Annotated in this window: 21 protein-coding genes, 4 tRNA genes and 1 pseudogene; 12 read left to right on the forward strand and 14 right to left on the reverse strand. The window is 67.0% G+C overall.

Annotated features, from left to right (window positions below):
• Window positions 1-217, reverse strand: a pseudogene (locus NN4_RS45865) (LCP family protein); the annotation flags it as partial.
• Window positions 218-408: 191 nt separating this feature from the next.
• Window positions 409-1,551 (reverse strand): tRNA dihydrouridine synthase DusB, encoded by a 1,143-nt coding sequence (gene dusB / locus NN4_RS35385; protein WP_147140376.1) that lies wholly within the window; start codon window positions 1,549-1,551, stop codon window positions 409-411.
• A gap of 97 nt (window positions 1,552-1,648) precedes the next feature.
• On the opposite strand from dusB, the gene NN4_RS45380 reads away from it, so the two are divergent.
• Window positions 1,649-1,873, forward strand: coding sequence for a toxin-antitoxin system HicB family antitoxin (locus NN4_RS45380; protein ID WP_186818781.1), 225 nt, complete (start codon window positions 1,649-1,651; stop codon window positions 1,871-1,873).
• Window positions 1,870-2,238 carry a type II toxin-antitoxin system death-on-curing family toxin gene (locus tag NN4_RS35395; RefSeq protein ID WP_147140380.1) on the forward strand — a complete coding sequence of 123 codons (369 nt, stop codon included), beginning with the start codon at window positions 1,870-1,872 and terminating at the stop codon, window positions 2,236-2,238. The genes NN4_RS45380 and NN4_RS35395 overlap by 4 nt, the downstream gene beginning before the upstream one ends.
• 10 nt (window positions 2,239-2,248) lie before the next feature.
• On the opposite strand, the gene NN4_RS35400 is transcribed toward NN4_RS35395, so the two are convergent.
• The 4 genes from NN4_RS35400 to NN4_RS35415 are packed head-to-tail and all read right to left on the reverse strand — an operon-like array spanning window position 2,249 to window position 5,819.
• Window positions 2,249-3,127 carry an SDR family oxidoreductase gene (locus NN4_RS35400; RefSeq protein ID WP_147140382.1) on the reverse strand — a complete coding sequence of 293 codons (879 nt, stop codon included), beginning with the start codon at window positions 3,125-3,127 and terminating at the stop codon, window positions 2,249-2,251.
• A gap of 29 nt (window positions 3,128-3,156) precedes the next feature.
• On the reverse strand, window positions 3,157-3,591 hold the full coding sequence (locus NN4_RS35405; protein ID WP_147140384.1) for a type II toxin-antitoxin system Rv0910 family toxin: 435 nt from the start codon (window positions 3,589-3,591) through the stop codon (window positions 3,157-3,159).
• A gap of 45 nt (window positions 3,592-3,636) precedes the next feature.
• Window positions 3,637-4,836 (reverse strand): lipid-transfer protein, encoded by a 1,200-nt coding sequence (locus NN4_RS35410; protein WP_147140386.1) that lies wholly within the window; start codon window positions 4,834-4,836, stop codon window positions 3,637-3,639.
• A complete protein-coding gene (locus NN4_RS35415; RefSeq protein ID WP_246181260.1) occupies window positions 4,833-5,819 on the reverse strand; it encodes a MaoC/PaaZ C-terminal domain-containing protein in 987 nt (328 codons plus the stop codon). The genes NN4_RS35410 and NN4_RS35415 overlap by 4 nt, the downstream gene beginning before the upstream one ends.
• Before the next feature lie 122 nt (window positions 5,820-5,941).
• Here NN4_RS35415 and NN4_RS35420 point away from each other — a divergent pair, with 122 nt between their 5' ends.
• Window positions 5,942-6,985 (forward strand): AraC family transcriptional regulator, encoded by a 1,044-nt coding sequence (locus tag NN4_RS35420; protein WP_186818782.1) that lies wholly within the window; start codon window positions 5,942-5,944, stop codon window positions 6,983-6,985.
• Between the two features lie 127 nt (window positions 6,986-7,112).
• On the opposite strand, the gene NN4_RS35425 is transcribed toward NN4_RS35420, so the two are convergent.
• From NN4_RS35425 to NN4_RS35445, 5 genes are all read right to left on the reverse strand, one after another.
• On the reverse strand, window positions 7,113-7,979 hold the full coding sequence (locus tag NN4_RS35425) for an SDR family oxidoreductase (protein WP_147140390.1): 867 nt from the start codon (window positions 7,977-7,979) through the stop codon (window positions 7,113-7,115).
• Between the two features lie 150 nt (window positions 7,980-8,129).
• Window positions 8,130-9,275 carry an acyl-CoA dehydrogenase family protein gene (locus tag NN4_RS35430; RefSeq protein ID WP_147140392.1) on the reverse strand — a complete coding sequence of 382 codons (1,146 nt, stop codon included), beginning with the start codon at window positions 9,273-9,275 and terminating at the stop codon, window positions 8,130-8,132.
• Between the two features lie 454 nt (window positions 9,276-9,729).
• Window positions 9,730-10,701: an acyl-ACP desaturase gene (locus NN4_RS35435; RefSeq protein ID WP_107654014.1), complete on the reverse strand. Its 972-nt coding sequence runs from the start codon at window positions 10,699-10,701 to the stop codon at window positions 9,730-9,732.
• A 284-nt stretch (window positions 10,702-10,985) separates the two neighbouring features.
• Entirely contained in the window at window positions 10,986-11,579 is a 594-nt protein-coding gene (locus NN4_RS35440; RefSeq protein WP_147140394.1) for a DUF937 domain-containing protein, read from the reverse strand.
• A 162-nt stretch (window positions 11,580-11,741) separates the two neighbouring features.
• Window positions 11,742-11,814 (reverse strand) — tRNA-Lys (locus NN4_RS35445).
• 862 nt (window positions 11,815-12,676) lie between these two features.
• On the opposite strand from NN4_RS35445, the gene NN4_RS35450 reads away from it, so the two are divergent.
• The 7 genes from NN4_RS35450 (at window position 12,677) to NN4_RS35475 (ending at window position 16,364) form a co-directional block, all read left to right on the forward strand.
• Entirely contained in the window at window positions 12,677-13,342 is a 666-nt protein-coding gene (locus tag NN4_RS35450; RefSeq protein ID WP_147140395.1) for a TetR family transcriptional regulator, read from the forward strand.
• A gap of 95 nt (window positions 13,343-13,437) precedes the next feature.
• Window positions 13,438-13,510: transfer RNA gene (locus NN4_RS35455), tRNA-Glu, on the forward strand.
• A gap of 28 nt (window positions 13,511-13,538) precedes the next feature.
• Window positions 13,539-13,612: transfer RNA gene (locus tag NN4_RS35460), tRNA-Asp, on the forward strand.
• Between the two features lie 59 nt (window positions 13,613-13,671).
• Window positions 13,672-13,745, forward strand: a tRNA-Phe gene (locus tag NN4_RS35465).
• A gap of 678 nt (window positions 13,746-14,423) precedes the next feature.
• Window positions 14,424-15,104, forward strand: coding sequence for a GAP family protein (locus NN4_RS35470; protein ID WP_147140398.1), 681 nt, complete (start codon window positions 14,424-14,426; stop codon window positions 15,102-15,104).
• 113 nt (window positions 15,105-15,217) lie between these two features.
• Complete coding sequence (locus NN4_RS45385) at window positions 15,218-15,385, forward strand: hypothetical protein (protein ID WP_167768922.1); 168 nt, start codon at window positions 15,218-15,220, stop codon at window positions 15,383-15,385.
• Between the two features lie 277 nt (window positions 15,386-15,662).
• Window positions 15,663-16,364 (forward strand): polyprenol monophosphomannose synthase, encoded by a 702-nt coding sequence (locus tag NN4_RS35475; RefSeq protein WP_107654018.1) that lies wholly within the window; start codon window positions 15,663-15,665, stop codon window positions 16,362-16,364.
• Window positions 16,365-16,436: 72 nt separating this feature from the next.
• Here the strand turns inward: NN4_RS35475 and NN4_RS35480 are convergent, their stop codons facing one another.
• The 3 genes from NN4_RS35480 to NN4_RS35490 all read right to left on the reverse strand — a co-directional run bounded on the left by NN4_RS35480 (window position 16,437) and on the right by NN4_RS35490 (window position 20,906).
• Window positions 16,437-16,871 carry a DUF6069 family protein gene (locus NN4_RS35480; protein ID WP_147140400.1) on the reverse strand — a complete coding sequence of 145 codons (435 nt, stop codon included), beginning with the start codon at window positions 16,869-16,871 and terminating at the stop codon, window positions 16,437-16,439.
• A gap of 160 nt (window positions 16,872-17,031) precedes the next feature.
• The gene (locus NN4_RS35485) at window positions 17,032-18,447 is read right to left on the reverse strand and encodes an HAD-IB family hydrolase (protein WP_186818783.1); all 1,416 of its coding nucleotides are present in this window, start codon (window positions 18,445-18,447) and stop codon (window positions 17,032-17,034) included.
• Window positions 18,444-20,906 carry a glycerol-3-phosphate 1-O-acyltransferase gene (locus tag NN4_RS35490; RefSeq protein WP_147140402.1) on the reverse strand — a complete coding sequence of 821 codons (2,463 nt, stop codon included), beginning with the start codon at window positions 20,904-20,906 and terminating at the stop codon, window positions 18,444-18,446. The genes NN4_RS35485 and NN4_RS35490 overlap by 4 nt, the downstream gene beginning before the upstream one ends.
• A gap of 312 nt (window positions 20,907-21,218) precedes the next feature.
• On the opposite strand from NN4_RS35490, the gene NN4_RS35495 reads away from it, so the two are divergent.
• Together NN4_RS35495 and NN4_RS35500 are read left to right on the forward strand one after the other, a co-directional pair.
• On the forward strand, window positions 21,219-21,986 hold the full coding sequence (locus tag NN4_RS35495) for a DUF2127 domain-containing protein (RefSeq protein ID WP_186818784.1): 768 nt from the start codon (window positions 21,219-21,221) through the stop codon (window positions 21,984-21,986).
• Window positions 21,987-22,089: 103 nt separating this feature from the next.
• Window positions 22,090-23,406: a salicylate synthase gene (locus NN4_RS35500; RefSeq protein WP_147140406.1), complete on the forward strand. Its 1,317-nt coding sequence runs from the start codon at window positions 22,090-22,092 to the stop codon at window positions 23,404-23,406.
• Window positions 23,407-23,516: the final 110 nt, after the last annotated feature.

The following is a 23,516-nucleotide window of genomic DNA, read 5'->3' on the forward strand; positions in this document are numbered from 1 at the left end:
CTCGGCGGCCACGGCGGCCGGACCGCTCGTTGTCCACCTTCTGCACCAGATCCTGCACGGTCAGCGGGGCGGCGCCCGGGTCTGCCGTTGCGTCGGTATGACGGGATCGCCGGGACGACCGGCCACCGTCTCGCTCGGTGTTGTCCTCCGTGGGATAGCGCTCCCACGGGGCGCGATCTCCGGGCCGTGGCGAACGCCCGTGCCGATCGTCACCCACCAACGAACCTCGCTTTTCGTCTACGTCGCCGCCTCGGGCCGTACTCGACCGGCATGACCGATTCCGCAATGATAACGATTCCGCCACGGCGGGCCACTCGAGTACGAAATCGAATTGGCCACAGTGTCGTTTGGATACCCGATTCGCCGTCGCTTCGCCTGGGTGTCAGCCCTGCCGATGTCGCTCGGTTCTCAGCCGCCGCTGTGCATTACGTCGGCGCCGTGCGGGACCGCCGGGTCCTGTGGGTCGTCGAGCCAACCGTGCGGCAGCGCGACTTTGCCTGGGGAGCCTTGTCTTCCGCGCGGACCCTCAGCGTCCCTGGGGAACGGAGCCGTCGGATCGAGCTGTCCGACAAGGTCTTCCAGCTCTACGAGGCTGGATACCGTCGCGAACGAGCGGCGCAGCTCGGCGCCGACCGGGAAGCCCATCAGATACCAGGCCATGTGCTTGCGCAGGTCGCGCATGGCCTTGTCCTCGCCGACGTGCTCGGACAGCAGGGCGCCGTGCCGGTACAGCACCTCACCGACCCGGCCGAGGTTCGGGGGTTCGGGCAGCTCCTCGCCGCGCAGTGCGGCCTGGAGCTCGGCGAACAGCCACGGGCGGCCGAGGCAGCCACGACCGACCACGACACCGTCGCAGCCGGTTTCGGCCATCATCCGGACCGCGTCGGCGGCGGAGAAGATATCGCCGTTGCCGAGCACCGGAATGGTGGTGACGGCCTCCTTGAGCCGGGCGATGGCGGTCCAGTCGGCCTGCCCGGAGTAACGCTGGGCGGCCGTCCTGGCGTGCAGCGCAACCGCTTGCGCGCCTTCGGCTTCCGCGATGCGTCCCGCGTCGAGGTAGGTCAGGTGTTCGTCGTCGATGCCGATCCGGAACTTCACCGTCACCGGGACGCCCGCCGGTTCGGCGGCCGCCACCATGGCGTGCACGATCCGGCTGAACAGCGCCCGCTTGTACGGCAGCGCGGCGCCGCCGCCGAGCCGGGTGACCTTGGGCACCGGGCAGCCGAAGTTCATGTCGATGTGATCGGCCCAGCCCTCACCGACGATGATCCGCACCGCCTCGGCGAGCGTGGCCGGGTCGACGCCGTAGAGCTGCATCGACCGCGGCGACTCGTCGGCGTCGAACGACATCATCTCCAGGGTCTTCTCATTGCGCTCGACCACCGCCCGCGCCGTGATCATCTCGCAGACATAGATCGAGCTCGGGCTACCGAATTCGCGGCACAGCTTGCGAAACGCCAGATTCGTGATGCCCGCCATCGGCGCGAGCACCACCGCCGGATCGACCGGATACGGCCCGATCCGCAGCGCGCTCGGCACTCCGGTAGTCATCGTCACGCCGTCCAGTCTCTCATTGACCGCGTCGGAGCTGCCGCTTCCCCTCGCCGGAGTGGTGTCAAATTGCAACCATTGCCGGTATGGTGGAGGCATGACCACCAAGCCGACCACACCTGTGACCCTTCGCCTGCCGAATGACGTGCACGCGCGCGTGGCCGCGTTGGCGGAGGCTGCTCACATCAGCCTGAACGCGGCGCTGGTTCAGGCCGCAGAGCTGTGGGCCACCGAGCGTGCGCACGGGCAGATTGTCGCGTACGCGGTGGATGACGTGATGACCCGGCGTAGTGAGCTGCTGGCGCGGTTGCGGGACGCATGATCTACCTGACCACCGAAGATGTGATCAGAATCAACGGACTGCAGCTGGGCGGGAGTCCTGCTGTGCGCGATGTCGGCCTGGTCGCCTCTGCGGTGGCGCGCCCCGCGACGGTCGCATTCGGTGTCGAGGCGTATCCGGCAGTCGATCACAAGGCGGCAGCGCTGTTGCACTCGATCGTATGCAACCACCCGTTTGTGGATGGCAACAAGCGAACTGGCTGGGTGGCGTGCGAAGCATTTCTCCTCGCGAACGGATACCGCACTTCGCTGTCCGACGATGATGCTTTCGACCTGGTGATCAGAACTGCTACGACATGCTCGGACATCGAAGTCGGTGACATCGCAGCAGCTCTGCATGTGCGCTGAGGCCAGTCGATCAACCCAGTGCAGGTAGGCGCGCGGCCAGATCCGCGAGCTGCCACGGTCCGTCGGTTTCGATGGTTCCGGTGGCGGTCCAGCCGGTGAGGGCGGAGATGGCGCCGCCCTGGACGGCGAAGACCTGGCCGGTGATGGGGCATTTCTCCTGGGCGAGGTAGGCGACGACGGGGGCGATGTTCTCGGGGGCGAAGGCATCGAATTCGCCGGCGGGGACCTCTGCGGCGAACATAGCGCCCATGCCGGGGGTGGCGAGGGTGAGGCGGGTGCGGGCGACGGGGGCGATGGCGTTGACGCGCACGCCGTATCGCTCCAGTTCCAGCGCGGCGACCTGGGTGAGTGCGGCGATGCCCGCCTTGGCGGCACCGTAGTTGGCTTGCCCGGGGTTCGGCAGGAAGGTGCCCGAGGCGGAGGCGGTGTTGATCACCGATGCGGCGACCGGCTGTCCCGCTTTCGACTGCGCTTTCCAGTACGCGGCGGCATGGTGCAGTACCGCGAAGTGGCCCTTGAGGTGTACCGCGATCACCGCATCCCACTGCGCCTCGTCCATCGCGGCGATGAACGCGTCGCGCAGGATGCCCGCGTTGTTCACCAGGATGTCCAGTCCACCGAAGGCGGTGATCGACTGCTCGACAAGGGCTTTCGCGCCCGCCCAGTCGGCGATGTTCGCGGTGTCGGCGATCGCGCGCCCGCCCGCCGCGGTGATCTCGTCGACCACCTGCTGAGCCGGTCCGGCGTCGGCGCCGACGCCTTCGTTGTTCCCGCCGAGGTCGTTGACCACGACGGCCGCTCCTTCGGCGGCCAGCAGCAGCGCGTGTGCGCGGCCGATGCCGCGGCCTGCGCCGGTGACAATCGCGACGCGTCCGTCCAGCGAACCCATGTCGTTCCTTTCGAGGTGCGTGAGCGCGGTCAGGCCAGCAGACCGGCGAGGTTGGTGAGGGAGGCGTCGAGTTCCTTGGTGCTGGCGCGTTCGATCGCGCCGCCGATGGCGCCGACCATCATCTGGCTGACGAACTCCGCGTCGATGCCGACCTCGGAAGCGTTGTCGCCCTTGGCCGCAACGGTGAGCGTGAAGGTGATCCGCGCGCCCGCCAGTCCGGTACCGGAGAACTTCGTCGAGTTCGGCGCGTCGTAGTCGTCCACGGTGAAGGTGATGGTGTTCGCCATCCCCATGATGGTGAGCACCTCGGTCATGGTGGCCCCGGTGGACAGCTGGGCGGGCGGCGGCTCCTTCCACTTGGTGTGCACCGTCAGCCATTCCGCGAAGCGGTTCGGGTCGGACAGCACTGCCCACACCTTCTCCTGGGCGGCCGGTAACTCCTTGGAAACCTTGGCTTGCGCCATGGGTGTTCTCCTCACTTCGGTAAAGCGATTGGCGTAGTGCCGAATTCAGCGATCGGCCGGCCGGTACGCGGTGACGATCGCCGCGCCGCCCAGCCCGATGTTGTGGGCCAGCGCGACTTTCGCGTCGCCGACCTGGCGGGCCTGGGCCTCGCCGCGCAATTGCCAAGTCAGCTCGGCACACTGGGCCAGACCGGTGGCGCCGAGCGGATGCCCCTTGGAGATCAGGCCGCCGGACGGGTTGACCACCCACCGCCCGCCGTAGGTGGTGTCCCCGGCGTCGATCAGCTGGTGTCCCTCGCCGGTACCGCACAGGCCGAGCGCCTCGTAGGTGAGCAGTTCGTTGGGGGAGAAGCAGTCGTGCAGCTCGATCACATCGAGGTCGGCGGGGCCGATGCCGGCCTGCTCGTACACCTTTCGCGCGGCCGCGGCGCTCATGTCGACACCGACGAGCGAGCGCGCCGTCTTGGTGGCGAAGGTGGATTCTAGGTCGGTCACCATGGCTTGGCCGACGATCTCCACGGCTCGGTCACCGAGACCGTGCTCGTCCACGAAGCGTTCGCCGGCCAGCACCGCCGCGCCGGAACCGTCGGAGGTCGGCGAGCATTGCAACCGGGTCAGGCCGAGCGGCTCGTAAACCATTTTGGCACTGGTGATCTCGTCGAGTAAGTACACGTCCTGGAACTGCGCGTACGGATTGTCGGCCGAATGCCGGTGGTTCTTCTCCGCGATCTTGGCGAAATGCGCTGGGGTGGAGCCGTATTGCTCCATGTGCTCGACGCCTGCCGCGCCGAACATCCAGGGCGCCACCGGCATCGCGAAGTCCCGCAGCTGGGCCAAGGCCTCGATATGGCGCAGCAGCGGCTGCTCGCGATCGGTGTACCCGGCCTCCAGCGAACCCGATTGCATCTTCTCGAAGCCGAGCGCCAAAGCGCAGTCGGCGAGCCCGCCGCGAATCGCCCTGGCGGCCAGGTACAGCGCCGACGACCCGGTGGAGCAGTTGTTGTTCACGTTGACCACCGGCAGACCGGTCAGCCCGAGCTCGTAGACGGCGCGCTGGCCGCTGGTCGAATCGCCGTACACATAGCCGACATACGCCTCCTGCACCTGCTCGTAGCGGATGCCCGCGTCCGCGAGTGCCTTGCCGCCGGATTCCTTCGCCATGGCCGGGTAGTCCCAGCCTTCGCGGCGGCCCGGCTTCTCGAACTTCGTCATGCCGACACCGATCACGAAAACTCTGTTGGTCATGTTGTTTCCTTGTCGATTGCGGGCTCGAACTCCGCGAGCCCGTCCTGGATGACGAATCGGTCGCTGTCCGATGAGGTTTCGAAGGCGTAGCGGTCCCGCCCGTCCCGGTGGCCGGCCGCCCACGTCGCGGTGGTGATGGTCTGTCCCGGGAATGCGGGGGAACTCAGCCGCACGGCAAGCCTTTTCAGCCGGGTCGGGTCGTCCGGGCTGATCCGGGTGATCAGCGCGTGCGAGACGAACGCGATCGTGCACAGGCCGTGGATGATGATCCCGGGCAGCCCCATCGCCTTGGCGAACTCGTCGACGAGGTGGATCGGCATCGGATCGCCTGCGGCCCGGGCGTATCGGAAGGTCTGATCCGCGTCGAAGGTCTGGTCGGTGACGAAATCCGGCTCGCGGTCCCGCAGGTTCTCCTCGAAGGAGTGCGCCGGGCTCGGCTCGCCGCGGGCGCCGTCGAATCGGCCACCGCGGAAGAATCCGACGAAGTACTGCTCGTTGACGAGGTCGCCGCCGCGCACGCTGTAGGTCTCGATGTGTGAGGTGACGACCACGCCCGAGGATTTGCCCTCGATCCCGACCGGCCGCGCGCGCACCTCCAGCAGCTCGCCGGGCTCGATCGGCCGGTGGAACCGGAAGTCGTGCTTGCCGTGCAGGATCCGCAGCATCAGATCGTCGGGCACCACCGACATCGCCGCGTCGGCCATCATCACGGTGATCGGCACCACGGCGAAAACCGGTGGCGCGTATACCCCGTCGAGATGTTGCCGGATCGGATCGTTGGTCGCTGCGGCGTAGGCGATCGTGCGCGCCCGATCCACCTCGAACCGGTCCCGCGCACCCCAGCTGCCCAGCCGGTCCAGGTTGAAGGTCGTCCCGTCCGGCACCGCCGCCGGTGTGCCGCGCGAGTTCCCGCGCTCCGGCATGCAGACGAGCGCCGCGCCCTGTGTCTCGTCCGGCCGCTCGGCCGTCGCGTCGTTGCCCATAACTCAACGCTAGGAATCGGCTTCGCCGCTCGGGATGACCGCGCGGCGCACGTTCGGTGACCGCCGCGCTCACCGCATCCGGCCTGGTAGGTTCGCCTCGACCAGGGACGCAGGAGGTAGTGGTGACGGCGAGGACGGTGCCGATCGACTTCGTGCGCTCCGCCGTCGCCACCGCCGAGCGCGAAGGTGTCGACATCGGCCAGCTGCTCGGCAGCGTCGGGGTCGCCCCCGAGCTGCTCGCCCAGGATCGCGCGCGGGTGACGGTCGAGCAGATGGCCGCGACCATGCGTCAACTGTGGCGGATCACCGACGACGAACTGTTCGGCCTCGGTCCGGCGCCGGTACCGCGCGGGTCGACCCGGCTGGTCGGCTTCGGCCTGGTCGGCTGCCCCGATCTCGGTGCGGCGATCGCGCGGTTCGGCGAATACCAGCGACTGCTGCCCGGATTGCCGCCGATGGTGGTGACCACGGCCGGCGGGCGCACCCGGTGCACGCTCGATACCAGCGTGCTCGCCGCGGCCGAAGAGCTGCTCACCGTGTTCCTGCTCGCGGCGATCCACCGGATGATCTCCTGGGGCATCGGCCGCCGGGTTCCCTTGCGCCAGGTCGAGTTTCCTTATCCGCGGCCACGCAATGTCGCCGACTACGACCTCGTCTTCGGCGCGCCGCTCGTCTTCGAGGCCGCCACCGCGGCGATCACCTTCGACAGCGAACTACTCGCCGCCCCGCTCACCAAGACTGAGGAAGACCTCATCGACTGGGCCCGCAACGCCCCGATAGACGTGCTGTCCCGGCGCGACTACGGGACCTCGCTCGCCGAGCAGGTGCGCAAGATCCTCGCGCGCGGCCTGCACGGCGGTCGGGCAACGGCAGCCGGCCGGGCGGGTGAACACTGGCCTACCGCGGACGAGGTGGCCAAGCGGCTCGCCATGAGCCCACAGACGGTGCGCCGCAAGCTCGGCGAGGAGGGCACCTCGATCACCCAGATCCGCGAGGACATCCTGCGGGACGCCGCGGTGGCCAGCCTGGTGCGCGGCGACGAGACGGTGGAGGCGCTGTCGGCCCGGCTCGGCTTCTCCGAACCCAGCGCGTTCCGGCGCGCGTTCCGGCGCTGGACCGGGAGCCCGCCCGGTTCCTACCGAGGTGCAGCGTCGGCGGAGAGCTGAATCCAGCCGCGGGAGGCATTGCCGTGCGAGCGATCGGGTGCCACGGCGGGCGAAGTGGAGGTCGGCGGGTCACGGTGAGCGAACTCCTTCGGCCCGGACGCCGAATTCGGCTCGGGGCAGCAACTTCTCACTCTCCGCGCAAACGACGGTGATACTTCTCCCTGATCTCCGGATCGGGCTGGGCGTAAGCCGTTGTCGCCCCGGTGATTCGCGCGACGACGAGCTGCGCCCGATACGGCAGCAACTGCGCGGACTTGATGATCGCGGCCAGCCTGCGCGGCACCGTGACCAACGGCTTGCCCTCGAGCACCGTCCGCACGATCGCCTGCGCGACATCCTCGGGATCCACGGTCGTCATCGGCTCGATCCACCCCGGCATGTTCGCACCGGCGGACAGCTCGGTGCGCACGATGCCCGGCAGCACCGCCGAGACCTGCACGCCGTGCTCCTTCAGTTCCAGATGCAGCGCGGAAGTGAAGCCGACCACCGCGTGCTTGGTCGCACAGTAGGTGGCCAGCCCCGGAAAGCCTTGCGTCCCAGCCAGTGACGCGATGTTGATGAGGTGCCCGCTGCCGCGCGCCAGGAACCGCTGGGTGGCCAGCCGCGACCCGTGGATCACCGCGCGCAGGTTGATGTCGACGATCCGGTCGGTCATCGCCTCGTCCTCGTCCGCGAACAGTCCGGTCGGCATGATGCCCGCGTTGTTGACCAGTACGTCCAGCGGACCGAGCTCCTTTTCGAGGGTGTCCAGGAACGCGGCGAACGATGCGCGGTCGGTCACGTTCAGCGGCAGGCCGATGATCCTGGCCGCCGGGTCGGCGCCGAGCTCCACCGCGGTCTTGTCGACCAGCTCCACATCGATGTCGCCGATCGCGACCGCGGCGCCCGCCCCGAGAAACGCCTCGGCGGTGGCTCGGCCGATCCCGCGCGCTCCGCCGGTGATCGCGACGACCTTGCCGCTGAGCGGAGCGTCGCCATTCGGTGCACTGGTCATGTTCTCGGCCTCCCTGTGGCCCGTGGGGTTCGGCAGGGGCGGCCTGGCCCGTCGATCCCAGCCACCTCGGCGCTGTATCCAGTGTCGACGCTCGGCGAAGGATAGATTGCGGATTCGGCAATCACGATGCGGCGGAGAAATATCGGCCGCTCAGAGCCCGCGCGCGATGATCTCCTTCATGATCTCGTTGGTGCCGCCGTAGATCTTCTGGATCCGCGAATCGGTGAAGATCCGCGCGATCGGATACTCGGCCATGTAGCCGTAGCCGCCGAACAGCTGCAGACAGCGGTCGGCCAGGATGTTCTGCTGCTCGGACAGCCACAGCTTGGCCTTGGCCGCGGTCGGGATGTCCAAATCGCCGGCGACGTGCTTCTCGATGCAGTCGTCGAGGAAGCTCCAGCCGACGGTGACCGCCGTATCGCATTCGGCCAGCGTGAATTTGGTGTTCTGGAACGCGAAGATCGGCTTGCCGAAGGCGCTGCGTTCCTTGGTGTACTCCAGGGTCAGCTCGACCGTCTTCTCCATCGTCGCCATCGCGGTGACGGCGATGATCAGCCGCTCCTGCGCGAGTTGCTGCATCAGCTGGATGAAGCCCATGTTCTCGGCCTCGCCGATGAGGTTCGCGCGCGGCACCCGTACCTCGTCGAAGAACAGCTCGCAGGTGTCCTGCCCGTGCTGGCCGATCTTGTGCAGATTGCGCCCGCGTCGGAAACCTTCCCGGCTCGTCTCCACTGCGATCAGCGACAGACCGCCCGCGCCGCCCGCCTCGTTGGTCTTGGCGACCACCAGCACCAGGTCGGCCAGGAAACCGTTGGAGATGAACGTCTTCGCGCCGTTGACGACGTACTCCTCGCCCTGCACGGTCGCGGTGGTGCGGATCGCCTGCAGGTCCGATCCGGTGCCGGGCTCGGTCATCGCGATCGCCGCGACGATCTCCCCGGAGGCCAGCTTCGGCAGCCAGGTCTTCTTCTGCTCGTCGGTGCCGTAGCCGGCGATGTAGTGCGCGATGATCGTGCTGTGCACCGGTCCGCCGAAGCTGGGGGCCAGCGCGCGCACCTGCTCGATGGCGATGACCGCGTCGTAGCGGAAGTCGCCGCCCCCGCCGCCGTACTCCTCCGGGATGCTGGGGCACAGCAGGCCGAGCTCGCCCGCGCGCAACCACACCTCGCGATCGATGTGTTGCTGCTGGGCCCACCGCTCCTCGTGCGGCGCGCACTCCTTGCCGAAGAAATCGCGCGACAGTTCGGCCAGCGCGTCCATCTCCGCATCCATCCACCGTGAGCGGTGCCTTGCCATGTTCGCCCGTCCCTTCGCGCATCCGACGCCGTCGTCGTGTCCTCACGGTAGAAACCGCCGGAGCGCACGGGTAGGACCGAACCGCCCGAATCCGATGACCGCAGCGCTCTCGTACGGGCGACGGGATAATCACCGATTCGGCGCTTCGACTAGCGGCCCATCAATGGCGTGACGAATGGGTTCGAGTCGAATACAACCTGCGGTCGGCGAACGACGCGACCGAGTTCGAAAATTTCTGGTTCCACCTGGAAGATGGCCGATTCCGGTGGAATCGACGCCGCGCCCTGCGCGGTAAACAGCGACGGCGGCGATGTTTGAAGGTTTATTGCGTCGAAGCGATCTTCGACGCAATAAACCTCAAAACTCGGTAATTGCTGAGGGCGAGGTAGCCGAACATACGCGAGCCGCCGCCCGGACAGTCCGGGCGGCGGCTCGAGGTCTATCGGAAGCGAGCTCAGCTCGCGGTGCTGCTCGCCATCTGGCGTTCGGCCTTGGCGGCCTCGCGGGCGAGCATGCGGTCGCGCTGCTCCTCGAACTTCACCACGTCCTTGCCGAGCTTGTCGAGGTACGCGGCGAGCCGCTCGCGGCAGGCCTCACCGCGACCGGTGAAGTCGGTGCGGTCGAAGATGTTCCACTTCTTGAGCACCGGCTGCACCACCTCTTCCATGTGCTGGCGCAGGTCGTAGATGCCGTGCTTGGCCATCAGTACGCCGTTGCGGCGGAAGTTGGGCATACCGGCGCCGGGCATCTGGAAGTTCTCCAGGATCAGCGTGATGGCCTCGATCGTCTGGTCCGGGGCCAGGTCGAGCGCGGCGCCGCACATGTTGCGGTAGAAGATCATGTGCAGGTTCTCGTCCGCGGCGACGCGCTGGAGCATGCGGTCGGCGATCGGGTCGTCACACACCTTGCCGGTGTTGCGGTGGCTCACTCGGGTGGCCAGCTCCTGGAACGTCACGTACGCGACGGAGTGCAGGAAGCCCGCGTCGGCCTCGGTCGGCGACGCGAAACCGTTGGTCATGTGGATCATCCGCGCCTCTTCGAGGGCGACCGGGTCGACGCCGCGGGTGACCACCAGGTAGTCCCGCATCACGATGCCGTGCCGGTTTTCCTCGGCGGTCCAACGGCCGACCCAGGTGCCCCACGCGCCGTCCTGCGAGAAGTTCTCGGCGATCTCGCGGTGGTAGGAGGGGAGGTTGTCCTCGGTGAGCAGGTTGGTGATCATGGCGGCTTTCGCGACCTCGCCCAACCGGGACTGTTCAGGATCCCAGTCGATGCCCCCGAGTGCGGCGAAATTGCGGCCTTCATCCCACGGGACGTAGTCGTGCGGATGCCATTCCTTTGCCAAGGAGAAGTGCCGGTTGACGTTTTCTGCGGCAACCGGCTCCAACTCCGTAAGAAGCTCGAGTTGAGTCAGATCCCTTGCCATGTATGAACCCTTCAGTCTGTGCGTCCGGTCGTGCAGGTCATCCCCCCAAGGTAGACCGATGCCGTGCGGCCATACCTTACGGCACCGTAGGTGTGATGCGAAACGCATCCGAATGCCTGTTGATGCCCCGTGATACACGTCATACGCCCTCGTTGGCGTTCGGCGACCACTGTCGAGTGTATGGCTTCGGCCCGCAGCGAGGGGATTATCGCCACGGGCCGAGGAGTGTTAGCGCAGCGTGCTGTACTGCACACGCGCGGGTAGATCGTTATAGTTCGCCCCGGTCAGCGTTTCCCGCCGAACAGACCACCGAGTACGTTTCCAAGTGCGCCACCGGCGTTCTTGGCCAGCGCCTCGCCGATCGCGCCGCCGATGCCACCGCTTTTGCTACTGCCGCCGAGCAGACCGCCGAGCAAGTCACCGATCCCGCCGTTGCCGGCCTGCGGCTGGGTCTGCGGCGCGGCGTTTCCGCCGCCGCCGGTCAGCTGCTTGGCCAGGTAGGCGAGCACGATCGGCGCGAGGATGGGCATCAGCTTGGCGATCAGGTCGTTGCCGCCGGTGCCCTCGGTGGCGCCGAGCGCGCTGATCACCGTGTTCTTCTCATCGCCGAAGACGTTCTCGACGATCTTCGAGCCGTCCGCGACGTCGACCTGGTCGATGTCCACCTGGCCCGCGCCCTCGACCAGACCACCGTGGTTGTCCAGTGCGCCGACCAGCGAGGCCGCGCCTTCGGGCTGGGTCGCGTTCGCCTGCAGGCCGCCGAGCAGCGTGGGCAGCGCCGCCTGGACCGCGGTGGTGGCGGTGTTCTCGTCTACGCCGAGCTTCGCGGCGATCTGGGCGATGGGTACCTGAGCGAGCAAATCATCGAAGGAAGTCATCAGCTCCGCCTTGTCGAGGGAAGACCAGGATTGCCCCTGTCGCGCTCACAGTAGGGGAATGCTCAGAGGGAGTGCGGTCTTTCCGATCCCGCGCGCCGGGGGCGCGATGACGGCCGCTGGGAAACGAGAGCGGGCGCCCGGTAGAACCGGGCGCCCGATGAGTGCCCCCAGTAGGGCTCGAACCTACGACCTGCGGATTAAAAGTCCGTAGCTCTACCAACTGAGCTATAGGGGCGCGGTGGGCCAGTGTAGTAGGCGCTGCCGCGATGGCCCAAATGGGGGAGCGGGCGCGTCGCGGGTTCGCCGCTGCCGCGGTGCGCGGGGGTCGGCGGGTGATGGCAATCCGGCGCCGAGACTTGTTGTGGCGCCTGGTAACGCGGGGCGTCTGGCGCACGATCTTGTCGGTAAACATTTGGTACCCAACTTTGTTCATCGCGCCGATAATTGGCTACCATCCAATCATGTTGGCTAGCAATGTCTTTGGATTTGCGGGGGGTGAGGGGTCTGAGCTCGGGTGCGTGCGCCGGTGGGGTGAGCGGGCAGGCGCGCGGCCGAGGATCGGCGGGCCGGTCGGCCGGTCTCCTCGGGTGAACGTTGCTGCGACGCTGTCGAATTGGGGGAACGGGTATGCGCCGAAACTTGGTTGCGAGATGTTTGCTGTAACAGTAAACCGACCCGGTCAGTTACCTGACTCGTCGGTTTGCCGCGTGTCGGATGGAGTTTCCGGGTACGGTGACGACTTGATGAATTCCGAAAGAATCGCCGACTGGTCCGGTGATTCGGAATTCGGCTTATCGTTGATGTGCCCGAACTTGTCGCGACCGGTCCGGCCGATCGCGGCTTCCCTGAACACAACGCCGCAGGAGGCAGATCCGAGACAAAGGAATACCCGGGTGCGCACCCCCTGCGGTGCACCCGGGCAGGAAAACTATACCAGCTGGTGTGTTTCAGGTTTTTCGCAAGTTTTCGTACCGAAAGTTTGAAACTGGGCGAAAACCCGGTTTGAAGTATTGATAAAACTCATAACTTCGCGCCAAGGGCCCGTTCCTTTGGGGGTGGCTGTTTGGCGGCGAGTAGGCTTCGGAGGCGTTTCGAGCATGGCACGGCAGCAAGAGCGGGCCCGCCGGACACGTGCGGCGATTATCAGGTCCGCCGCCGTTGAGTTCGGGAAGAGCGGCTATGCCGCTGCATCGCTCAACCGCATATTGGAAGGGTCGCGTGCCACCAAGGGCGCCATGTACTTCCATTTCGATTCCAAGGAAGATCTCGCGCGCGCCGTACTGGAGACGGCGGTCGAACGCTATCGCGCATCGGCCGAGCGTTGGCTCGGCCGAACGGATCTCGGACCACTGGACATCATGCACGGCATGGTCGACGAGATGGCACTACGGCTCGAACACGACATCATCGTGCAAGCCGAATACCGGTTGATCATCGAACCGGACTTCTATCGAGACGTGCAAAGCGGTGGCGGACGGATCCTCGGGCGCGCCACCCGCGCGCTCACCGTCCGCGCCATCGATCAGGGACAGCTGCGCGCTGACGCGGACGCCGACCGATTCACCCGCACGCTGACCGCAGCCCTGGCCGGCCAGCGATACCTGGTCGACGCGCAAGGCACCGGCATCGACCTGCGCGCTCGCTTCGAGGAAGCGCTCGAGGTCGTCGTCGAGTCCATGGCCACCCCGGAATGGACCGAGAAGTTCCGCAACGACGGCTGGCGCACACGCGCACGGCTCGAAGAGCTCAGTTTGGGCCTTTGACCAGCCGGTTTGGGAAACGAGTCCGGTCTGTCATAAGCTAACCGGGCTCCCAACGGACAGCCGTTGAAGCCGGTTCCGGAGAAATCCGGAGACGAGCCCCCTTCGTCTAGCGGCCTAGGACGCCGCCCTTTCAAGGCGGTAGCGCGGGTTCGAATCCCGTAGGGGGTACGGTCTTCGGACCGTTGGTAGTACGCAAGGCCCTGTGGCGCAGTTGGTTAGCGCGCCGCCCTGTCACGGCGGAGGTCGCGGGTTCGAGTCCCGTCAGGGTCGCAGAAGAGGCGCCGGAGCAATCCGGCGTTTCGCGTATGGCATTCAACTCGGGTGCCTGCGGCCAGGTAGCTCAGTTGGTACGAGCGTCCGCCTGAAAAGCGGAAGGTCGCCGGTTCGATCCCGGCCCTGGCCACTTCACTCGTAGGCGAGCCCTGCACGCGGAATGCGCGTGCGGGGCTCGTTTCGTTCGTGTCTTGTGGGGGTGCAACCCCCACGCCCCGCTCGGCGGGGCTTCGCCCCCCGAACCCCCGGACCGTGGTTGCGTTGGTGGGCAGGTGCGGATTTGGCTGCAACGTGCTCGGTGGGGCTTCGCCCCCGAACCCGCCCACCGTGGTGGCGTTGGTGGGCGGGTGCGGATTTGGCTGCAACGTGCTCGGTGGGGCTTCGCCCCCGAACCCGCCCACCGTGGTTGCGTTGGTGGCGGGTGCGGATTTGGCTACAACGTGCTCGGCGGGATTTCGCCCCCCGAACCCCCGGACCGTGGTTGCGTTGGTGGGCAGCTGCGGAATTGACTGGTACGCGCCGGGTGGGTTCGTCGTCGGCAGCATTATCGGTGGAAGGGCCTCGCCGCCTCGACCATGCGCCAGATCGGGTCCGACCGCCGCCGCGGCGAGCTATCCGGCCGGGCCCAGACCCGCGGGTCGCCTGGGTGTCGTTCTGGATCCTGGCGCTTGTGCTGCGGCTGATGATGTCCGCCATCATGGCCCGGCGGCGCCAGTCGGTGTTCGCGAGTGGGACTTGCGGGCGGCGAAGTGCGAGTAGCGCCTGCGTGATGTCCCGTTCGAGAGGCCGTCCGTAGGCTGGCCGGGTCATGGTGACTCTTTTGCTGGCGCTTGCGGGGTTTGCGGTGCTGGATTCGTTGGATGTGTTGTTGGTGGGGGTTACTACGGCGGTGGTGGCGGACAGTCGGCTGGGGCGGCGGTCGCCGGTGCCGGGTGGGGTGAGTTTTATTGCGGGGGTTTTCGCGGTTACCACGGGGTTTGGGCTCTGTACGGTGCTGGGGTTGAACTTCTTGAGCGAGTTGGTGGCGTTCGAGTTGACGCCTGGGGTGCGGTATTGGGGGGAGTTGGGGTTGGGGGTGGTGTTGATCGCGGTGAGTGCGGTGCCGGTGGTTCGGCAGCGGGGGACGCCGGCGTGGGCGGGGGTGTTGCGGCGGCGGCCGTGGTTGTTCGGATTCGTCGGGGTGGCAATCGGTCTCGTGCAGGCGCCTACGGCGGTTCCGTATCTGGCTGGACTAGCGATGATCTCGGCGCAGGATCCGTTGCCGAGTTTCTGGCCGGTGCTCGTGGTCGCCTACTGTGCGCTTGCTTTGTTGCCGCCGCTACTGGTGTTGTTGCTTTCGCTCAGGAGAACAAGTCGAGCCAGGCGGGTCTACCGCACGATCGTGCGTGTGCTCACTCGGTACGCCCCGCCGGCATTACGGGTCCTATTCGTGACGTTCGGCGCAATTCTGCTCGTCGACGCGCTGGTCAACTTCCGTCAGCTCGCGTGAGTGGCACATGGCTGCGGCAAAACGCGAGTAGTTCGCACCATGGTGTGCCACGCGCGCCAATCGTGATCTTGGAAAAGCAGTGTGGGGGCGGCTGACGGTGGAATGCTGGAGGCATGGCTGAGCGCTGGTATTACTGCTTGAAGCACAAGCGGGCCGAGAAAGGTCGGCAATGCTGGTTCCAGGATCGGATGGGGCCGTATCCGGACCAGGCGACCGCGGAGCGGGCATTGGAGATCGTGAAGGCGCGCAATGCGCAGGCGGATGCCGCGGACTCCGATTGACGCGACGGTGACCGGGCGCTTTCTCGCATGTGCTGAGTGGCAACCGATTTCGTTCGAACCGGGGTAACTCGGCGGGTACCGGCTGACTATCGCGCGTCGCCGATGCCGCTCCGGCGCCTGCTGAGCCGGGCCTGAGGCCCGGAGAGGCGAGGGAGCCCTGTTCAGGTCCATCAAGTACGGTTTCTCAGAACTCAGACGAATGCTCGGTGGTCCTGACGTGGGCTGCGGGCTGGACCAGGATCAGCAGGGAGGGCGACCCTTGAGGGTTACCGTTGTTGTGCCGACCTACAACGAGCGGGAAAATCTGCCGGTTGCGGTGGCGCGGCTCACCGCGCTGCCGGTGCCCGACCTGCACGTGCTCGTGGTCGACGACAGTTCACCGGACGGCACCGGTGAGGTCGCCGACAAGCTGGCCGCGGAGCTGCCGAACGTGGTCGGCGTGCTGCACCGCACCGAGAAGGACGGTCTGGGCCGGGCCTACATCGCCGGGATCACCCGGGCGCTGGACGAAGGCGCCGACGTGGTGATCCAGATGGACGCCGACCTGTCGCACCCGGCCGAGGTGATTCCGGCCATGCTGGAGCGGCTGACGACCACCGACGCCGGCGTGGTGCTCGGCTCGCGCTACGTGCCGGGCGGGTCCACGGCCGAGGAATGGAAGTGGCACCGCAAGGCGCTGTCGGCGTGGGCCAACTTCTACGTGAACCTGATCCTGCGGCTGCATGTGAAGGACGCCACCGCCGGGTTCAAGGCGTGGAAGGCGGACACGTTGCGCGCCATCGACGTCGCGTCGATCCGCAGCAACGGGTATTCGTTCCAGGTCGAGATGAACTACCGGACGGTCAAGCGGGGCATCGAGATCGCCGAGGTGCCGATCCGCTTCGAGGAGCGCACCCTGGGCGCCTCCAAGATGAGCCTGAAGGTGCAGCTGGAGTCGGCGCTGATGCCGTGGAAGCTGCTCTTCGGCAAGTCGGTCTGAGCACACCACCGAACAACCACACAGGGCCCTATCTCCGCAATGGAGATGGGGCCCTGTGTGGTTCGTGGCGGATCAAGCGGTCAGTCCGCGACGCAGCGCCTCCAGTCCGACGATGATGACCGGTGCGAGCACCAGGTGCATGACCGACAATGCGACGGTGGTCGCTGCGTCCAGCCCGGCGGTGACGGTCAGTCCGATGGTCGCCACGGCGAGCACGCTGCCGACTACCTGAGCCACCCGCAGCACGCCGACCCAGCGGTAGGAAAGCAGCGCGGCCAGAGTCATGCCGATGAGCAGCGGCACCGCAGACGACATGATCACCGTGCCGCCGCCGATGTAGGTGGTGACGCCCTTGTCGACCACCTCGAACGAGCCGCCCGCCGCCTTGCCGATCAGCCAGACGACGAGGTTGACGGCGACCGCGACGACGACGCTGCCGAGGACGGCGACCGGACGGTTGACCGCCGGGATGCGCAGGGTGGGGGCGATGGTTTGCGTGGTGGTCATGATGTTCTCCTCATCCGAAGCTGTGTGCTTGGTACTGAGAACAATGGTGGAACCTGAACAATTGTTTAGGTCAAGCTGAGAGTTGAGTGGCCTGGATCACAGGCGAAAATGCGCCGCAGTGGAATGCAGGGCAGCGCAACGGGGTTCGCGCGAGCGCCGGTCAGCCCGCGTCGGGCTCCGGCCAGTTCAGCAACGTGTCCAGGTACAGCTGCCGGACCGCCGCGACCTCGTCGTCCATGTCGTTCGGATCCCAGCCGCTGACGTCGATGGGGTCGAGGATCGCGACGTCCACCGTGCCGGGGCGCGCGACCATCGAGTTGCGCCAGCAGATTTCGCCCGCATTGCGGATGACGATCGGGATGATCGGCACCCCGGCCTGGATGGCGATGTGGAACGCACCTTTCTTGAACGGCCCGACATCCGGTGTGTACGAACGGGTTCCCTCGGGGGCGACGGCGATCGACAGTCCGCCACGCAAGGTGTCGACGACCGGCGCGAGCGCGGCCTTGGCCTTGTCGGTGCTGGAGCGATCGATGAAGGTGACGCCGACGAAGCGCATCAGCGGGCCGAAGACCGGGTTGCGGGTCAACTCCTTTTTGCCGATTCCGGTGACGCCGCCGTTGAGCACCTCGGGAACGATGATGATGTCGAACTGGCTCTGGTGGTTGAACAGGAACACCGCGGGCCGGGGCGCGCGGGCATTGGCGGCTCCGGTCACCCGCAGGTGCACGCCTGCGATGCTCAGGGTGTTTCCCGCGGCGTGCTCGAGCAGCGCGTCGGCCATCTGCCGACGGTCCCTGGTGGGCGACTTGGCCGCGACACCGTAGAACGCGCCGCCGAGCAGTCCGGCGAAACCCGCTGTGGTGCGCACGTAGTCGGCGGGGCGCGGGCCTTGCCGAGGCCGGAAGTGCAGCGTCGGCCAATCATGTTCCGCGGCAACAGCGGTCAGCTGCTCATCGGGGTTCACCGCCGTCGGATGACCGACCAGCGAGAGCAGCGGCAGATCGGCGGCGTTGGCGGTGTAGGCGTAGCTGCGCGCGAGATCCACGTTGTCGGCGGCGAACTCGCGGACGGCTTCGGCCTTGCCGTTGCGCCACAGCGTCTTGCCGTCGACGTAACCGGTGAGTACGCCGTCCTGGGTCGCCATCGGAGTGGACAGCACCTGCTCGATGCCGAGCGCGGCCGCCGTGGGGACGACCTGGAAGCGGGTCAGCGAGCTCGCCAGCACGACGGTGTGCCCGGCCGCCTGATGGGTCCGGATCAGTTGCCATGCTTCGTGATACAGGTGGCCGTAAACGGTGCGCCGGAACAGCCGCTCGCCCAGCGCGGCCAGTTCGTCCTCCGGTTTGCCCGCCAGCGCCGCGGTGAGCTGGTGCAGGTAGCGCCCGTACTCACCGTCGGTGGTGCCGTTGCGGATCCCGCCGAGCAGGACGGCCTCGACACTGCGGCGGCGAAACAGCCTCGGCCGTCTGAACCCGCTGACGACGGTCCCGCCGAAGTCGAAGATCGCGGCCACCTCGGGACCCTGCGGACCGGTTCGGATCGCCTCGGTCGCGGCGTGCAGCTCACTGTTCACCGAGTCTCCCGGTTGGACGGATCGAGCGCGGCCGCCTGCGAGATGCGTGCGCCGATGGTGCGCAGCCGATCCGCGAATTCCACTCGGCGCTCGGTCAATTCCGCTCTGCGCTTGGCCGAGTCGTTCGACACCGGTTCGAGCAGACCGTAGTTGTCGGCGAGTTTCAGTGCGCTGGTGAACAATTCAGTGGAGACAGATTCCGGGCTGTGCAGCCGCTGCTGCAGCATCATCTGCTTGCCGACCGCGACGCATTCGGCGATGAACTGCTTGCGATCGAGCTCGATCTCGGGGTCACGGTCGGCCAGTCGCTCGGCCACCACCAACTGCGCGTCGAAGAACGAGCGGAGCACGCGGTGCGCCATCATGAAGCCGGAGTCGGTGAGCTTGGCCATCACCTCGGAGCCGAGCGTGTTGTCGCGGGTGTGGCTGCGCCACTGCGGATCCAGCAGCAGCATCTCCGCCGTGATCTGCTCGGCGAACTCGGCCCGCTCGGGGAAGAAGAACTCGAACTTCAACAGGTCGCGCAGCCGGAACGCCTCGTCCCAGCCGGTGCTCAGCTGGTCGGCGCCGTCGCTGTCCAGCGCGGCCAGGATGGACAGTTCGAGAATGGCGCGGTGCACGAACCAGTGCACCGCGCTGTTGCGGTAGAACGCGGCCTCGAGGTGTGCGCCGGCCTCGATCGAGTACACCGGCTCCAACCCGCCGCGGTAGACCGTCACCACTTTCGCCAGCGAAAGCTGTTCCAGCACAACGGCCAGACCCTGATCGTCCTGCAAGGTGTCCAGCTCGCCGTGCGGCAGCTCGCGCTTGCGGATGTAGCCGAGCACCGGAGCCAGCACCGTGCGCACCTCACCGAGGGTGAGCGCGCGCTCGTGCACACCGAGCAGTGCGAGGGTGACCAGCGCGTTCACCGTCACCGGCGTGACCGCGTTGATCCCGACGGCGATCTCGAACGCCAACCGCTGCACGGCCTTACGCTCCAGCTCGGCGACCTCGGGTGCGTCCGGCTCGCCCTGACCGGTCTCGGTGAGTCCGGCGGGCGCGGGCTCGGTGCGATGCAGCGGGATGGTCAACGGTGGTGTGACGAGCGGGTCACCATGTGCCGCGAGCCGGTCCCGCGCCGAAAGCGGTGCGCCGAACCGCACATACACGTGTCCGGCCGAATGCTGCTGGCTCCGGATATAACGCGCGAGCCAGGCGAGACCCTCGGGCTTCTTGCGGCCGCCGACCTGTTCGGTGGCGATGGCGCCGAGTTCGTTGAGCCGCTCGTAGGTGATCGACACCGGAACCAGCATGACGTCCTCGACCCGGTCGGCACGCACCGCCGCCGCAAGGTAATTCAGCAGTCCGTAGCGCGGCGGGCGCAGCTTGCCGGTGCGGGTGCGGCCGCCTTCGAAGTACCACTCCAGGTTGAATCGCTTGGCCAGCAGGAAGGCGAAGTACTCCTCGACGACCGCCTTGTACACCTCGTCGTCGCCGAAACTTCGCCGGATGAACACGGTTCCGGTGCGCCGGGCGATCGGCCCCATCGGCCAGAAGCTGAGGTTGGCCCCGCCGATCACATGGTTGGGCGGGAAGTCGTTGCGGGCCAGCACATCACCGAGCACGAACGCGTCGACGTAGGAGCGATGCGAGGGCAGGAACACCAGCGGGTAGCGGCGGTTGAGATCGCGCAGCGCGGCCAGCCCCGAATCGTCGGAGTCCACCTTCCAGGTCGACGCGTGGATCGGCCGCATCGCCTGGGTGAACAGGTCGGAGACCAATCTGCTTTGCGCGGCGACGAGTTCGTTCAACGCCTTCTCCGCGCGGCGATACACCTCGTGCGGGGCCGCGCCGATCTGGTCGGCGATGAGCTCGAGCCTGCGCACGAAGTCGGGGGAGTCCATGATTTCCTCGGCTACCAGCCGGGGCACCTTGTACCGGTCGCCGATGATGGTGCGTTCGGCGCGCTCCAGCGCCACCACCGCGGCGCGCACGATGGCGCGGGCGAACGGCTCGCCCGTGCCCTTGGTGACGAGCGCGGCGGCCTCCGGGTGGTTCGTGCGCAGTTCGCTGAGCAGCGCGGGCTGCCCGGTCAGCACCACATGCCGGTTCGATTGGCCGACCAGCTTGCGCTGTGCGAGCCGGTTCGGCTTGCGCGGGTTGGTCAGCAGCGCCATGTCCGCGAAGGTGATCCGCCGGACGCCGTCGCGTTCCGGCGGCAGCCAGAGCACGCGCACCGGCACCACCAGCGGATCATCGTGCCTGCCGACCAGTCGGGTAGCGATGGCGCCCGCGTCCAGATCCAACTGGGTGATCGGGGCATCGGTGCCGAATTCCTTGGCGATACCGCCCTCGGCCAACCAGGTGCCGATGAGTTCGCGCTCCACCCCGGATGCCGCGTCCACCAGCGCCACCACCGAACCCGGTGCCGTCGCTCGCCCGATGTCCGCGGGCGCTCCGCCACGGTGCTCGATCATGCTCTGGTTCCCTCCTGTTTCGCCTCCCCGAGCATTCAAGCCAGACTCACGTGCCATGGCGGTTGCGTCGGCGACCGGCGGTCAGGAGTTGGGTCGGCTTCGCCCGTACCCGGTGAGTTACCCATGTTCTCGCGTGATCAGGTGTAGTGCTGGGAGGACCAGCGCTTGATGCGCTGGACTGGATCATAAGGTGCCGGGGCAGGACAGAGGCGTCAGTTATTGCTTTTCTGCGGCATTGCTCAGGCACTCGGACTGCGAGGCGAACGCGCGGCCAGGGTCCGGCGTTATGCGCGTCAGCCGAATTACGCTGCGCTGATGGATTGGGCCTTACGCGCGTGCGGGTGGCACGGTCACTACACCTATGCGCCGGACGAGGTGGAGCTGGCCGAACGGCTGCGGGTCGACACCGTTGCCGGGGTGGCGTGGCGCTGTCTGCGGTGCGGGACCTTCGTGCCGGGTGCGCCGGTGGGGTCGGGGCCTGCCGATCATGCGCCCGAGGTGCCGCGTGGGCGGCTGCTGCGAGATCGCTGGCTGATGCGGGCCTTGGCGATCGAGCGGTTGCTGCGCGGGCTGCTGCTCGTGGTCGCCGCGCTGGGGGTGTTGAAGTTCCGGTCATCGCGGGAGACCATGCGGGCCGCGTTCGATCAGGATCTGCCGCTGCTGCGGCCGTTCGCCGATCAGATCGGCTGGGATATCGATCGGTCCAAGATCGTGCATCTGATCGATGAGGCGTTCTCCTTGTCGAATACGACACTGTTGTGGGTGGCGGTCGGCATCTTCGTCTATGCGACCTTGCAGGGCATCGAGGCGCTCGGGCTGTGGCTGGTGAAACGGTGGGGCGAGTACTTCGCCGTCGTCGCGACGAGTCTGTTTCTGCCGCTGGAGATCTATGAATTGACCGAGAAGGTGACCGCGCTGCGGGTCGGCGCGCTCCTGGTCAATATCGCCGCGGTGGTGTGGCTGCTGTACTCCAAGCGGTTGTTCGGGCTGCGCGGTGGCGCGGCCGCGTACCACGCGGAACACGGTGCGGAGAGTTTGCTGAGCGTCGAGCGTTCCGCGTTGGCTGTGCCCGCGAAATGACCGCGCCGCAATCGATCGTTGTGTCCGCGAGCACAGTACGAGCGTAATCAGGTAATGCTAACCTTACCTCTAAAGATGGGCCAGCTAGAGCTTTGGAGGATCGTTGTCGACCACGGACGAACGCTTGCGGGTTGAGTATGTGACCGATCCGGCGGCAGCGATGTCCCGGCTGGCGGGGGCCGATCGGTTCGGCGAGTACGTGATGTACGAGCGACCGGGCGAGTGGGTGTTCGCGGCCGATCCGATCGGCGGTATCGAGCTGGACGTCGAGGAACTGCGGGTCACCTGGGCGGGGCAGACCACCGCCACCCGGTGGGAGGGCCGCCCGGCCGGCGTCATCGATCGGGCACTCGGCTTGCTGCCGCTCGACGGACGCAACGCCTACGGCTGGATCGGATTCGAGTTCTGCGCGTGGGCGTTCGACGCGACGCAGTATCTGGACCCGCGGACCACGCTGGTGCAGTTGATGATTCCGCGCATCGAGGTCCGGATCGGCGAGTTCGGCATCCGGGTCTCCGGTGCCACTCCGGCGGAGACCGGCGACATCCACGACCTGATCACCGAATCGCAGGAAACCGAACTGCCGCAGCCGCATCCGACGGATGTCCGGCTGGACCCGACGGCTTACGCGGACCGCGTGGCCAAAGCTGTCGGTGAGATCGAGGCGAACCGCTACCAGAAGGTCATCCTGTCGCGGAAAGTCGATCTGCCGTTCGTGGTGGATATCCCCGCGACCTATCGGCTCGGTCGCGCGCACAACACGCCCGCGCGTTCGTTCCTGCTGCGGCTCGGTGGGCTCGAAGCGGCCGGGTTCAGCCCGGAGCTCGTCGCATCCGTCGACGAGAATCGTCTGGTGACCACCGAACCGGTCGCGGGCACCCGTGCCTTCGGGCGTGGCACGGAGACCGATATGGCGGCGCGGGCCGACCTGCTCACCGACCCCAAAGAGATCGTGGAGCACGCGATTTCGGTGCAGACCTCCTTCGCGGAGATGGCCTCGGTGTCCGATCCGGGTACCACCGCCGTCTCCGACTTCATGGCGGTGCGCGAGCGCGGCAGCGTGCAGCACCTGTCCTCCACGGTGTGCGGCAGGCTGGCCGCCGACCGGTCCAGTTGGGAAGCGCTCGAGGTGCTGTTCCCCTCGGTCACCGCCTCCGGGATCCCCAAGCACGCGGGCATCGACTCGGTGTTCCGGCTCGATCACGACCCGCGCGGGTTGTATTCCGGTGCGGTGGTGACGGTTTCGCCGAACGGCGCACTGGAGGCGACCCTGGTGCTGCGGGCGATCTATCAGACCACCGAAGGTGCCTGGCTGCGCGCGGGCGCCGGCATCGTCGCGCAGTCCAAGCCGGAGCGAGAATTCGAGGAGACCTGCGAGAAGCTCGGCAGCATCGCGCCTTACGTGGTGCGGGCGCAGTAGCGAACGCCTCCGGGCAGTACCGTCGTCGGGTAGCGCATCGAAAGGTGCGCTGCCTGTTGTGTTTTCCGGAATGCCACCTGCACCGGCGAGCTGCTGTTTCGACGGCCTCA

The organism is Nocardia ninae NBRC 108245, from assembly GCF_007990755.1.
Classification (GTDB): domain Bacteria; phylum Actinomycetota; class Actinomycetes; order Mycobacteriales; family Mycobacteriaceae; genus Nocardia; species Nocardia ninae.